Origin of the sequence: Phenylobacterium sp., from assembly GCF_004297125.1 — a bacterium.
Classification (GTDB): domain Bacteria; phylum Pseudomonadota; class Alphaproteobacteria; order Caulobacterales; family Caulobacteraceae; genus Phenylobacterium.
On sequence record NZ_SCVD01000018.1, the window covers coordinates 1 to 12,251 of the forward strand.

The following is a 12,251-nucleotide window of genomic DNA, read 5'->3' on the forward strand; positions in this document are numbered from 1 at the left end:
CCCGAACGGTCCACCGGCCGCTTCGAGAACGCCAACTTCGGCCAGCGCACGCCGCGCGCCGACGGCCCGCGCCCGCCGCGGGACGACCGTGGTCCTCCGCCTCAGCGCCGCGACGACCGTCCGCCGCAGGGTGGCGCGCCCCGTCCTGAGGCCGGCACCGTCCGCTATTCGGCCCTGGCCCCGCGCCCCGCGCCAGGCGCGCGGCCCGGCCCCGGCGGCCCCCGTGGCCCCGGTCGTCCGGGAGCCGGTCCGGCGGCTCCGCCGGCCACGCCCGAAGTCCAGCGCGCCGCGCGCCAGGCGCCGCGTCCCGGCGGCGCCGTCATGGACCGCCGTCCCGACGAGGACGACCGCCGCCGCGACGCCGGCCCCGGCAAGGCCATCAGCCGCGCCAAGGGCGCGCCGATGCGCCGCGAAGGCCGCCTGACCATCCAGACCGTCGCCGGCGACGCCGAGGGCGCCGAGCGGATGCGTTCGCTCGCCTCCGTTCGCCGGGCCCGCGAGCGCGAGCGTGAAAAGCGCAAGGGCGGCGTCCAGGAGCAGGCCCGCGTGGCCCGCGAGGTCGTCATCCCCGATGTGATCACCGTGGGCGAGCTCGCCAACCGGATGGCCACGCGCGGCGTCGAGATCATCAAGTTCCTGATGCGTCAGGGCGTGATGCTGAAGATCAACGACGTCATCGACAACGACACCGCCGAGCTGGTGGCCACCGAATTCGGCCACACCGTGAAGCGCGTCTCGGAAGCCGACGTCGAAGAAGGCTTCATCGGCGCGGAGGACGTGGACGATCATCTGCTGCCGCGCCCGCCGGTCGTGACCATCATGGGCCACGTCGACCACGGCAAGACCTCGCTGCTGGACGCCCTGCGTTCCACCGACGTCGTGTCGGGCGAACATGGCGGCATCACCCAGCATATCGGCGCCTATCAGGTGCGGCTGGAGAGCGGCGAGAAGGTCACCTTCCTCGACACCCCCGGCCACGCCGCCTTCTCCGCCATGCGGATGCGCGGCGCCAATGCGACCGACATCGTCATCCTGGTGGTGGCGGCCGACGACGGCGTGATGCCGCAGACGATCGAGGCGATCAATCACGCCAAGGCCGCCGGCGCGCCGATCATCGTGGCGATCAACAAGATCGACAAGCCGGGCGCCGATCCGACGCGCGTGATCAACGAGCTGCTTCAGCACGAGATCGTAGTCGAGAGCCTCGGTGGCGACACCCAGGCGATCGAGGTGTCGGCGAAGGAAAAGATGGGCCTGGACGACCTGATCGAGGCCGTCCTGCTGCAGGCCGAGGTCCTCGACCTGAAGGCCAATCCGGACCGCACTGCCGACGGCGTGGTGATCGAGGCCAAGCTGGACCGCGGACGCGGCGCCGTCTCCACCGTGCTGGTCAAGCGCGGGACGCTGAAGCGCGGCGACATCGTCGTGGCCGGCGACACGTTCGGCCGGGTCCGCGCCCTGCTCAACGAGCGCGGCGAGCAACTGGACGAAGCCGGCCCCTCGGTGCCGGTGGAGATCCTGGGCCTGGACGGCACGCCCGCGCCGGGCGAGCCCTTCGCCGTCGTGGAGAACGACGCCCGCGCCCGCGAACTGACCGACTACCGCGTGCGGATGAAGCGCGAGAAGGCCGGCTCCCCGATCCAGGGCGCCAGCCTGGCCGACATGATGGCCAAGCTCGCCGACAAGAAGGTCTCGGAGCTGCCGGTCATCATCAAGGCCGACGTGCAGGGCTCCGCCGAAGCCATCGTCGGTTCGCTGGACAAGCTGGCGCACGAGGAGGTCCGCGCGCGGATCATCCTGTCGGGCGCCGGCGCGATCAGCGAGAGCGACGTGATGCTGGCCAAGGGCGCCAACTCGCCGATCCTCGGCTTCAACGTGCGTGCCTCGAAACAGGCGCAGGCGCTGGCCGAGCGCGAGGGCGTGGAGATCCGCTACTATTCGATCATCTACGACCTGATCGACGACATCAAAGGCGTGCTCTCGGGCATGCTGGCGCCGATCCAGCGGGAAACCTTCCTGGGCAACGCCGAAGTCCTGCAGGCCTTCGACATCTCGAAGGTCGGCCGGGTGGCGGGCTGTAAGGTCACGGAAGGCGTGGTCCGCAAGGGCGCCCGCGTTCGGATCATCCGCCAGGACATCGTCGTCCTCGAACTCGGCACCCTGCAGACGCTCAAGCGCTTCAAGGACGAGGTCAACGAAGTCCCCGTCGGCCAGGAATGCGGCATGGCGTTCCAGGGCTTCCAGGACATCAAGGCCGGCGACGTCATCGAATGCTTCAACCTCGAGGAGGTGAAGCGGACGCTCTAGCGGTCGCTTCCTGACCCATCGAAAACGCGAAAGCCTCCCTCGGAAACGGGGGAGGCTTTTTCGTCACGGCCTTGCCATCCGGAAGAACGCGCTGAGCTCACCGAAGCCCATGTCGCGGTCCGCCTCGCGCATCATGCCGATCCGCTCCAGCACCCGCTGCGAGCCGTAGTTCTGCAGGTGGGTGAACGCGATGAGGTGGCCGACGTCGGTGTTGGCGAAGGTCCAGTCGGCCACGGCGCGGGCGGCCTCCGTCGCCAGGCCCTGGCCCCAGAACCGCGGCCCGAAGGCGTAGCCCAGCTCCAGCTCGCCCGTCGCCGGCCACAGGCTGGCCCCGGCTCTTCCAACAAATTCACCCTCGCGGGTGAACGCCACCCATTTCGAATGGCCCCGCTCGGCATGCTCCGTCACGAACCGCGCCAGGCTCTCGGCGATCCTGGCGTCCGGCCAGAGACCCCCCATGTAACGACCGACCTCGGGATCGCGATGGAGTTCGGCCAGCAGGTCGAAGTCGCCGGCGGTGAAGGGGCGGAATATAAGGCGCGCCGTTTCGAGGACCGGCCGATCCAATCCCGCCACCGATCCGTTCATCTGCGGTTCTGCCTCGCCATGGGATGGGGTGTGTTGTAGCGCAGCTTGCGCTTCGGAGGATGAAATGCGCGCGATTGTGATCGCCCTGCTGGCCCTGACCCTTTCCGCCTGCGCCACGGTCCAGAAGCTGGAGGCGGCGAGCGACGTCCACGCGCTGCTGATCTCGATCCGCGACGGGGATGAGGCCACGTTCGACAGCCTGGTCGACCGCCGGGCCCTGAAGCGCGAGATCCAGGGGCGGCTGGTGGCCGAGGCCAGCAAGGACAGCCGCGTGCCCGCGGGCCTGGCGGCCATCCTCGCGCCCGGCCTGGCCGAACTGGCCGGCGAGACCCTGGTCCAACCGCAGGTGTTCCGCTCGGTGGCCGAGTACTACGGCTACCGCCAGGACATGAAGATCCCCGGCCCGATCGGCATCTCGACCATGCTGCGCCAGATGCCGGACGGCCGGGTCTGCGCCGTCACCAAGAAGGACGGCCCCTGCCTGCTGATCTTCGCCGAGGCCCCGGATGGCCGCTGGAAGCTCTCGGGCTTCGAGGGCGACCTTAAGATGCTGCGCCTGAAGGGCTGATCGGCCTAAGCTGCCCCGGCACGATCAGGGGACAGGCATGGGCTACGAGACCGCACTGGCGGCCTACGACAAGTTCGACTTCACGCACGACGGCCGGACCTATCCGGTCTACCGGCGCGGCGCCGGCCCCGCCGTGGTGATCATGCACGAGATGCCGGGGCTGCATCCGCTGGTGATCCGATTCGCCGACCGCGTGGCGGAGGCCGGGATGACGGTCTTCTGCCCCAGCCTGTTCGGCACGCCGGGCAGGCCGGTCGGCCGGGGCTACGCTCTGGCTACCGCCCTGAGCGTGCTGTGCGTCCGGCGCGAGTTCCATGTCTGGCGCGGCGACCGTTCGAGCCCGGTGGTCGACTGGCTGCGCGCGCTGGCCCGGCAGGCCCACGGCGAATGCGGCGGCAGGGGCGTGGGCGCGGTGGGCATGTGCTTCACCGGCGGCTTCGCCCTGGCGATGATGACCGATCCTTCGGTGGTGGCCCCGGCGCTGTCGCAGCCGTCCCTGCCGCTGGCGCGGGGCAACCTGAAGCGGGCGGCGGAGATCGGGATGTCGCCCCGGGAGATCGCCTGCGTGAAGGGCCGGCTGGAGGACCAGGACCTCTCGGTCGTGGGCCTGCGGTTCGCCAGCGACAAGCTGGTCCCCGACGCCCGCTTCGAGACCTACCGCCGTGAGTTCGGCGACCGCTTCGAACAGATCGAGCTGAAGGACGAGGATGCCCAGCCGTCGTTCATCCCGCCCCACTCGGTCCTGACCCTGCACATGAAGGAAGAGGGGCCGACCAAGGCCGCCGAACAGCGGGTGATCCAGTTCTTCAGGGAGCGGACGGGGGCGGTCTAGCGCCGCACTGGACACCGCCTCCTCGGGCGACTAGAAGCCGCCGCTTTCCTGCACGGGCGTCCGATCCGTCCGTCAGGTGACCGAGGTCAGATCCATATGCCCCCCCGCAAACCCGCAAAGCCCCGCGTGCCCGCCGGCCCGACGCAACGCCAGCTGCGCGCCGGCGAACTGGTGCGCCACGCCCTGGTCGACATCTTCCGCGAGGAGGAGATCAACGATCCGGTCCTGGCCGGCGTCTCGGTGACCGTCACCGAGGTGCGGGTGAACCCCGACCTGCGCCACGCGACGGTCTTCGTCGAGCCGCTGGGCGGCCAGAACGCCGACGAGGTGGTGAAGGCGCTGAACAAGCACTCGAAATTCGTCCGCGGCCACCTGGGCCGTTCGATCGACATGCGCTTCACGCCCGACCTGCACTTCCGCCACGACGAGAGCTTCACCGAGGCGGAGCGGATGGCGCGGCTGTTCGACGACCCGCGCGTGCGCCAGGACCTGACGCCCGACGAACCCAGCGCGAGCTGGAAGGACGAGGACTGATGGCCCGCCGCAAGAAGGGCCAGGCGATCTCGGGCTGGATCAATCTCGACAAGCCCTACGACCTCACCTCGACCCACGCGGTCGGCCGCATCCGCAGGCTGTTCGACGCCCAGAAGGCCGGGCACGCCGGCACCCTGGATCCGCTGGCCACCGGCATCCTGCCCATCGCGCTCGGCGAGGCCACCAAGACCGTTCCGTTCCTGGTGGACGCCGACAAGGCCTATCGCTTCACTATCGCCTGGGGCCGCACGACCGCGACCTATGACCGAGAGGGCGAAACCATCGCCGAGTCCGACGTGCGCCCGAGCATCGCGGAGGTCGAGGCCGTTCTGCCGCGCTTCGTCGGCGAGATCGACCAGGTGCCGCCGGCCTATTCAGCCATCAAGGTCGACGGTGAGCGCGCCTACGACCTGGCCCGCGCCGGCGAGACGGTGGAGCTGGCGTCGCGCAAGGTGACGGTCTTCGACGCCCGCGTGGTCGAGGCGCCGGACGCCGACCACCTGACCCTGGAGATCGAGTGCGGCAAGGGCACCTATGTCCGCGCGATCGTCCGCGACATCGCCGAGGCGCTGGGCGCGTGCGGCCACGTAAGCGCGCTTCGCCGCACGCGGGTCGGCCAGTTCACCGAACAATCTGCGGTCGCACTGGAATTGCTTGAAGATTTGAGCTATGAGGCCCGACTGTCGGAGGCATTGCTTCCGGTCGAGACCGCACTGGACGACATCCCGGTGCTGGCCGTGACCGACGAAGACGCCTTCCGATTAAAGCAGGGACGATCGGTCGTTCTCGTTCCCCGACAGGTGGAAGCGGTCAAAGCCAGGCTCAAGCCGGGCTCAAGAACCGTTTCAGCCATGGCGGGCGGATCGATGGTGGCGCTCTGCGAGATGCGTGCGGGACGGCTCGAACCCTCGCGCGTCTTCAATCTCTAGAGCGGAGAAACCCGATGTCGATCACGGCCGAACGTAAAGCCGAAGTCATCAAGTCCCATGCCCGCGGCGACGCGGATACGGGCAGCGCTGAAGTCCAGGTGGCGATCATGTCCGAACGGATCTCGAACCTCACCGACCACTTCAAGACGCACAAGAAGGACAACCACTCGCGCCGGGGCCTGCTGAAGCTGGTCTCCGCCCGTCGTTCGCTCCTCGACCACCTGAAGAAGTCCGACGCGGCTCGCTATCAGGCGCTCATCGAGAAGCTCGGCCTGCGCCGCTAGGGTTTCCAACACGGACCCGTTTCCCGCGAGGGGACCGGGTCCGTTTTACTTTTGAGGCCGCTCCTCCGTATCAGGCCGGGGGATCCATGCGGCGACCGGGGCAAGTGAGCTCCACACACGCCGAGGGCCCATGGGGTCCTCACCGCCTGTTCATTGGAGAGGATTTCGGAAGAGACCGATCCCCTGTCCGCCCCCGCCGGGAATACGCCCGCGGGACCAGAAAGAAGCAGAAATGTTCGATATCAAACGCAAGACCATCGAGTGGGGCGGCAAGACGCTCACGCTCGAAACCGGCCGCATGGCCCGTCAGGCCGACGGCGCGGTGCTTGCCACCTATGGCGAGACGATGGTGCTGGCCACCGCGGTGTTCGCGAAGAGCGCGAAACCCGGCCAGGACTTCTTCCCCCTGACCGTGAACTACCAGGAGAAGTTCTACGCCGCGGGCAAGATCCCCGGCAGCTTCCCCCGCCGCGAGGGTGCGCCCTCGCAGAAGGAAACCCTCACCTCGCGCCTGATCGACCGTCCGATCCGCCCGCTGTTCGTGAAGGGCTTCAAGAACGAGGTCCAGGTCGTCACCACGGTGCTGGCGCATGACCTCGAGAACGATCCCGACATCGTCGCCATGGTCGCCGCCTCGGCCGCCCTGGTGATCTCCGGCGCCCCCTTCATGGGCCCGATCGGCGCGGCGCGCGTGGGCTTCATCGACGGCGAGTACGTCCTGAACCCGACGCTCGACGAGATGAAGGAAAGCCGGATGGACCTGGTGGTCGCCGGCACCCAGGACGCCGTGATGATGGTGGAGTCCGAAATCCAGGAGCTGTCGGAGACGGAAGTCCTGGGCGGCGTGACCTTCGCCCACAAGGGCATGCAGGCCGTGATCGACGCGATCATCGAGCTGGCCGAGCACTCCGCCAAGGAACCCTTCGACTTCCAGCCGGACGACACCGACGCCATCAAGGCCGAAGTGAAGAAGGCCATCGGCAAGGACCTGGCCGCCGCCTACAAGATCACCGGGAAGACGGAGCGGCACGCCGCCCTGAGCGCGGCGAAGGAAAAGGCCGTGGCGAAGTTCGCCAAGTCGGACACCAACCCGGCCGGCATCGCCGCCGACAAGCTGGGCGGCGTGTTCAAGGAACTGGAGGCCGACGTCGTCCGCCGCTCGATCCTGGACACTGGCATCCGCATCGACGGCCGCAAGGTCGACCAGGTCCGCCAGATCGTCGGCGAAGTGGGCGTCCTGCCCCGCGCCCACGGCTCGGCCCTGTTCACCCGCGGCGAGACCCAGGCCCTGGTTGTTGCGACCCTGGGCACCGGCGACGACGAACAGCTCATCGATGCCCTCGAGGGCAAGTACTATGAGAAGTTCATGCTGCACTACAACTTCCCCCCCTTCTCGGTCGGGGAAACGGGCCGCATGGGCGCGCCGGGCCGCCGCGAAGTCGGCCACGGCAAGCTGGCGTGGCGGGCGATCCGTCCGATGCTGCCGCCTTACGAAGAGTTCCCCTACACCATCCGCCTGGTGTCCGAGATCTTCGAGTCCAACGGCTCCTCGTCGATGGCCTCGGTCTGCGGCTCCTCGCTGGCCCTGATGGACGCGGGCGTGCCCCTGAAGAAGCCGGTCTCCGGCATCGCCATGGGTCTGATCCTGGAAAAGGACGGCTTCGCCGTTCTCTCCGACATCCTGGGTGACGAAGACCACCTCGGCGACATGGACTTCAAGGTCGCCGGCACCGCCGACGGCATCACGTCGCTGCAGATGGACATCAAGATCGCCGGGATCACCGAGGAGATCATGAAGCAGGCCCTCGCCCAGGCGAAGGGCGGCCGCGATCACATCCTCGGCGAGATGAACAAGGCCATGGAGGCGCCCCGCGCCGAGCTGGGCGAGTTCGCGCCGAAGATCGAAACCATCAAGATCCCGGTCGAGAAGATCCGCGAAGTGATCGGCACGGGCGGCAAGGTGATCCGCGAGATCACCGCCGAAACCGGCGCCAAGATCGACATCGGCGAAGACGGCACGATCAAGATCGCGGCCGCCGACCAGGCCAAGATCGACGCCGCCAAGACCTGGATCAAGTCGATCACCCAGGAAGCGGAAGTCGGCGCGATCTACACCGGCAAGGTGGTGAAGGTCGTCGACTTCGGCGCCTTCGTGAACTTCTTCGGCGCCAAGGACGGCCTGGTCCACGTGAGCCAGATCGCCAACGAGCGCGTGAACAAGGTCTCGGACGTGCTGAGCGAAGGCCAGACGGTCAAGGTGAAGCTCCTGGGCTTCGACGACCGCGGCAAGACCCGCCTCTCCATGAAGGTCGTCGACCAGGAGACCGGCGAGGACCTGTCGGCCAAGCAGACCGAATCCGAGGACGCCTAGGCGTCACGGACACCGTCGAGGGATCGGGGCGGCCGCAGCGATGCGGCGCCCTTTTCTTTGTCAGGCGGGCTCGGGGACCTTCACGCCATAGCGGGCCGCCGGGTGAGGCCTGGACAGGTTGGGCTGCAGCTTGGCCCGGGCGGCGTCGACCGCGCCCCAGTCGGCCGCGTCGGGCAGCGACGGGATGGTCACCAGCTCGCCCTGGTCCAGGCCGGCCAGGGCCGCGTCCACCAGTTCGTCCACGTGCATCAGGATCTCGGACGGAACGTTCTCGATGCCGCGGCCCGAACGGTCCCAGATCTCGGTGCGCGTGGCGCCCGGCAGCACGGCCTGCACCGTCACGCCGGATCCCGCCAGCTCGTCGGCCAGCGATTCCGAAAGGTAGAGCACATAGGCCTTGGTCGCGCCGTACACGGTGCTCTTGAACTGCGGCATCAGGCCGACGATCGAGCCGATGTTGACGATCTTGCCCCGGCCGCGCTGCACGAAGCCCGCGGCGGCGGCATTGGCGAGCCGGGTGACGGCGGTGACATTGAGCTGGATCAGGTTTTCCAGGCTATCGGCCTCGGCGACCGCGAAGGGCTCGAACAGCGCCGCGCCGGCGTTGTTGATCAGGAGGGTCAGGTCGGTGTCGTCGCGCAGGCGCGCTTCCAGGCGGCGCACGTCGTCTCGTACGGTGAGGTCGGCCCTCGCCACCTCCACCTTCACGCCGGTCTCGGCGCGCAGCTTCGTCGCCAGCGCCTGCAGTCGGCCCTCGTCGCGGGCCGCGAGGACTAGATCGTAGCCACGTCGGGCCAGCCGGTCGGCGTATACCGCGCCGATGCCGCTCGACGCGCCGGTGATCAGGGCCGCGCCCTGGGAAGTCCTGTCGTTCATACTCGCATCTCCTGACCGGTCGGGCGGGATCGCCGGCCGCTGGCGTCAAGATGGAAAGCGACCCCCTCGGACCACAAGGCGGAGGGGGTCATACTTTCATATGATAGCTATCATATAATCAGGAGGCGGGCCCAGGAAAGCTGGACCAGGCGAGCCTCAGCGGGCCTTGCGGGCGGCGTAGCGGGCGTCGCGCTTGGCTTTGGCCTCGGCCTTGCTGAGCTGCTTGCGCTCCTTGCGGGCGCCTCGCTTGTCGTCGAGCTGGGCCTGCTCGTCCGCGGCGATGACCGCCTCGGCGGCGGCGATCTTGTCGGCGGCGGCCTGCTTGGCGTCGGCCTTTTCCACGGCGCGGGCCGCACGCACATCGTCAAGCTCCGCCGCCTTCATGGCGGCCCGCTCGGCGAACAACGGGTCGGTCACGGTGGGTTTCGGCTTCAGCTTGGCCAGCAGGGCGGCCTTGGCCTCCGCCGCGGCGGATAGCCGGTCGGTCAGGCCGGAGCCCTTCAGATCTCTCATGGGAAGCTTTTCGGATGAAGCCGCGGTTGCGCGGGTCCGCACAGTCTACGCTCTTTCTCGCGTTTCCGCGCCGTCCGACGACAAAGGGCCCACCTTGCAGCGGGCCCTCCGTCAGCGCTCCCCTTGAACTCTAGCCCCGCAGCTTGCGGAGCAGCACGTCGACGTCGCGGGCGATCACCGGGTCCTCGGCCTTCAGCGACTCGATGCGGCGCACGGCATGCAGGACGGTCGTGTGGTCGCGCCCGCCGAAGCGGCGGCCGATGTCCGGCAGCGAGCGGGTGGTGATCTGCTTGGCCAGCCACATGGCCACCTGGCGCGGACGGGCGACGGCGCGGGCGCGGCGTTCCGAGATCAGGTCGGCCTGCTTCAGCGCATAGTGCTCGGCCACGGTCTTCTGGATCATGTCCACCGTCACCTTACGCTCGTTGACCGACAGGTGGGGCCGCAGGATGGCCTGGGCCTCGTCCAGGGTCAGTCGGGCGATGTCGCCGCCCACACGGGCCACCAGGGTGTTCAGGGCGCCCTCCAGCTCCCGGACGCTGTCGGTGAAGCGGTCGGCCAGGAACTGCAGCACCTCGCCGCGGGCGGCGGGGTGGAAGCCGCCTTGCTGGGCCAGCGTGTGCAACTTGCGCTCCAGGATGCCCAGGCGAAGCGTGCGGTCGGCCGGCTCGATGCCGCAGACCAGGCCCGCCTGCAGGTGCGAACGCAGGCGCGGCTCCATCTCGGAGAGTTCGTTGGGCGAGCGGTCGGCGGTCAGCACGACGCGCCGGCCGTCCTCGACCAGGGCGATCAGGGTGTGGAACAGCTCTTCCTGGGTCTGGGTCTTGCCGGCCACAAAGTGGACGTCGTCGATCAGCAGCAGGTCGGCGTTGCGCAGCTCATCCTTGAAGGCGGCGGTCTGCTTGTCCTGCAGCGCCTTGACGAAGGTCGAGGTGAACCGCTCGGCGGAGAGGTAGACCACTCGCTTTCCGCCGCCGGTGCGCAGGGCTTCCCAGGCGAGCGCATTCAGCAGGTGGGTCTTCCCGAAGCCGTAGGGGCCGTGGAAGACGACGGGGTTGAAATGGCCATCGGCCCAGGAGGCTACGCGGCGGGCCACGGCGAAGGCGAACTCGTTGGCCGGGCCGGAAACGAAGGTGTCGAACGAATAGCGTTCCTGAAGGCCCTGGAGGCGGCCCTGGCGGGCGGCGACGGGCGCCACGTCGGCCTCGACCTCGAACACCTGCGGGACGCGGGCGGCGGCCGTGGCGGCTCCGGACGAGGCGCCGGCCATCGGGGTCGGGGCGACCGGGGCGTTGGCGGCGATCGGAGCGCGGGCGCCCATCGAAGCGGCCTCGACCTCCATGCGGGACTTCAGGTCCAGACGGCGGCCCATGGGGTCGTTCTGCGCCCAAAGCTCGCCAATTCGGCGCCAGGCGTTATGGCGGATCCAGTCACGCGCGACGCCGGTCGCAGCGACCACGCAAACCTCGTCACCGGACTCGCGCAACGCCGCCTGACCCAGCCAGGAACCGAACGTCGCATCGCCCAGCTCGCGCTTGAGAACCAGGCACGTTTTGCTCCACACGGCCATTGCCGGCGTGCTTGCCATAGCTCCCGCAGCCCCCCCGCTCGTCATTCCTGGTAACCCCATCGATCAGCCGCAGAAAAGCCAGGACCCCGAACCCCCTGGCGACTCATATTATTCAACGCAAACAGATCCTTATTCGCCGAACACGTGAGGTTCGCCGCTGTCCCGGTTTTGGCCGGGATCAAGTCAAGGACGCCTGTAAGACCCCCGACACTAATGGGGCGACCTAGGGGGTCAACGGTGATTCTTTTTTCCGTCGAGACTTATTTCGGTTGACTCGCCGGGGACCCTTTTCGGTCCAAGGGAAAGCCCAAAAACCGCGTGCGGAGGCTGAGCAAATCGGTCGCAGGGACGCAACGCAAAGCCGAATCTTGAGCACAAAAAAACAGCGCCCCGAAGGGCGCCGCCGATCAGAATTCCTAGAGGCGAAGAGGGGGAACATGTCCCCCTACGCTCAAGCTTGCCGTCGGCCCTTCCGGGCCGAGGGCCGGGGCCTTAGGCCGCCGACATCTTCTTGAGCTGGGCGGCCAGGCGCGAGACCTTCCGCGAGCCGGTGTTCTTATGCACGACACCCTTGGTGACCGCGCGCATCAGTTCGGACTGGGCCTTCACGAAGGCGTCCTTCGCGGCGCCGGCGTCGCCCGAGGTCACGGCCTCTTCGAACTTGCGCAGGAAGGTGCGCACGCGCGAACGACGGGCGGTGTTGACTTCGGTGCGGCGGGCGATCTTGCGGACCGCCTTCTTGGAGCCGGGCGTGTTGGCCATTCGGAACTGCTCTCGAAACGGGTAACACCCGCCGGTTGGCCGGCGGGCGAAATTGGAGGCGCGGATATACTGAAACAGGCCGGGCGGGTCAATGCCGCTTCTGATCTCCTCTCCCCC

At 68.3% G+C, this 12,251-nt stretch carries 12 protein-coding genes; 7 read left to right on the forward strand and 5 right to left on the reverse strand.

The genetic code is table 11. The features are described from left to right. On the forward strand, positions 1 to 2,307 hold a 2,307-nt coding region (infB, locus tag EPO51_RS08250), incomplete at its 5' end, for a translation initiation factor IF-2 (protein WP_293348573.1). Positions 2,308 to 2,370: 63 nt separating this feature from the next. Here infB and EPO51_RS08255 read toward each other — a convergent pair. Beyond that, entirely contained in the window at positions 2,371 to 2,895 is a 525-nt protein-coding gene (locus EPO51_RS08255) for a GNAT family N-acetyltransferase (protein ID WP_293348576.1), read from the reverse strand. Between the two features lie 64 nt (positions 2,896 to 2,959). On the opposite strand from EPO51_RS08255, the gene EPO51_RS08260 reads away from it, so the two are divergent. The 6 genes from EPO51_RS08260 to pnp all read left to right on the forward strand — a co-directional run bounded on the left by EPO51_RS08260 (position 2,960) and on the right by pnp (position 8,413). Then, positions 2,960 to 3,463 carry a DUF2939 domain-containing protein gene (locus tag EPO51_RS08260; RefSeq protein ID WP_293348579.1) on the forward strand — a complete coding sequence of 168 codons (504 nt, stop codon included), beginning with the start codon at positions 2,960 to 2,962 and terminating at the stop codon, positions 3,461 to 3,463. A 37-nt stretch (positions 3,464 to 3,500) separates the two neighbouring features. After that, a complete protein-coding gene (locus tag EPO51_RS08265; protein ID WP_293348582.1) occupies positions 3,501 to 4,295 on the forward strand; it encodes a dienelactone hydrolase family protein in 795 nt (264 codons plus the stop codon). Between the two features lie 96 nt (positions 4,296 to 4,391). Then, positions 4,392 to 4,829, forward strand: a complete 438-nt coding sequence (rbfA, locus tag EPO51_RS08270; RefSeq protein WP_465246598.1) for a 30S ribosome-binding factor RbfA — start codon at positions 4,392 to 4,394, stop codon at positions 4,827 to 4,829. Continuing rightward, entirely contained in the window at positions 4,829 to 5,758 is a 930-nt protein-coding gene (gene truB, locus EPO51_RS08275) for a tRNA pseudouridine(55) synthase TruB (protein ID WP_293348588.1), read from the forward strand. The genes rbfA and truB overlap by 1 nt, the downstream gene beginning before the upstream one ends. A 14-nt stretch (positions 5,759 to 5,772) precedes the next feature. Continuing rightward, positions 5,773 to 6,042: a 30S ribosomal protein S15 gene (rpsO, locus tag EPO51_RS08280; protein ID WP_293348591.1), complete on the forward strand. Its 270-nt coding sequence runs from the start codon at positions 5,773 to 5,775 to the stop codon at positions 6,040 to 6,042. A gap of 232 nt (positions 6,043 to 6,274) precedes the next feature. Then, positions 6,275 to 8,413 carry a polyribonucleotide nucleotidyltransferase gene (gene pnp / locus EPO51_RS08285; protein ID WP_293348594.1) on the forward strand — a complete coding sequence of 713 codons (2,139 nt, stop codon included), beginning with the start codon at positions 6,275 to 6,277 and terminating at the stop codon, positions 8,411 to 8,413. A gap of 60 nt (positions 8,414 to 8,473) precedes the next feature. On the opposite strand, the gene EPO51_RS08290 is transcribed toward pnp, so the two are convergent. The 4 genes from EPO51_RS08290 to rpsT all read right to left on the reverse strand — a co-directional run bounded on the left by EPO51_RS08290 (position 8,474) and on the right by rpsT (position 12,134). Continuing rightward, positions 8,474 to 9,289, reverse strand: a complete 816-nt coding sequence (locus EPO51_RS08290) for an SDR family NAD(P)-dependent oxidoreductase (RefSeq protein WP_293348597.1) — start codon at positions 9,287 to 9,289, stop codon at positions 8,474 to 8,476. Positions 9,290 to 9,445: 156 nt separating this feature from the next. Further along, the gene (locus EPO51_RS08295) at positions 9,446 to 9,802 is read right to left on the reverse strand and encodes a DUF6481 family protein (RefSeq protein ID WP_293348600.1); all 357 of its coding nucleotides are present in this window, start codon (positions 9,800 to 9,802) and stop codon (positions 9,446 to 9,448) included. A 130-nt stretch (positions 9,803 to 9,932) separates the two neighbouring features. Next, positions 9,933 to 11,432: a chromosomal replication initiator protein DnaA gene (gene dnaA, locus EPO51_RS08300; protein ID WP_293348603.1), complete on the reverse strand. Its 1,500-nt coding sequence runs from the start codon at positions 11,430 to 11,432 to the stop codon at positions 9,933 to 9,935. A gap of 432 nt (positions 11,433 to 11,864) precedes the next feature. Then, complete coding sequence (gene rpsT, locus EPO51_RS08305; protein WP_293348606.1) at positions 11,865 to 12,134, reverse strand: 30S ribosomal protein S20; 270 nt, start codon at positions 12,132 to 12,134, stop codon at positions 11,865 to 11,867. Between the last annotated feature and the right edge of the window lie 117 nt (positions 12,135 to 12,251).

Bases quoted from the DNA above. Each gene is read 5' to 3' on its own strand.
- EPO51_RS08255 (WP_293348576.1), bottom strand. From the start codon at position 2,895: ATGAACGGATCGGTGGCGGGATTGGATCGGCCGGTCCTCGAAACGGCG.
- EPO51_RS08260 (WP_293348579.1), top strand. From the start codon at position 2,960: ATGCGCGCGATTGTGATCGCCCTGCTGGCCCTGACCCTTTCCGCCTGC.
- EPO51_RS08265 (WP_293348582.1), top strand. From the start codon at position 3,501: ATGGGCTACGAGACCGCACTGGCGGCCTACGACAAGTTCGACTTCACG.
- rbfA (WP_465246598.1), top strand. From the start codon at position 4,392: ATGCCCCCCCGCAAACCCGCAAAGCCCCGCGTGCCCGCCGGCCCGACG.
- truB (WP_293348588.1), top strand. From the start codon at position 4,829: ATGGCCCGCCGCAAGAAGGGCCAGGCGATCTCGGGCTGGATCAATCTC.
- rpsO (WP_293348591.1), top strand. From the start codon at position 5,773: ATGTCGATCACGGCCGAACGTAAAGCCGAAGTCATCAAGTCCCATGCC.
- pnp (WP_293348594.1), top strand. From the start codon at position 6,275: ATGTTCGATATCAAACGCAAGACCATCGAGTGGGGCGGCAAGACGCTC.
- EPO51_RS08290 (WP_293348597.1), bottom strand. From the start codon at position 9,289: ATGAACGACAGGACTTCCCAGGGCGCGGCCCTGATCACCGGCGCGTCG.
- EPO51_RS08295 (WP_293348600.1), bottom strand. From the start codon at position 9,802: ATGAGAGATCTGAAGGGCTCCGGCCTGACCGACCGGCTATCCGCCGCG.
- dnaA (WP_293348603.1), bottom strand. From the start codon at position 11,432: ATGGGGTTACCAGGAATGACGAGCGGGGGGGCTGCGGGAGCTATGGCA.
- rpsT (WP_293348606.1), bottom strand. From the start codon at position 12,134: ATGGCCAACACGCCCGGCTCCAAGAAGGCGGTCCGCAAGATCGCCCGC.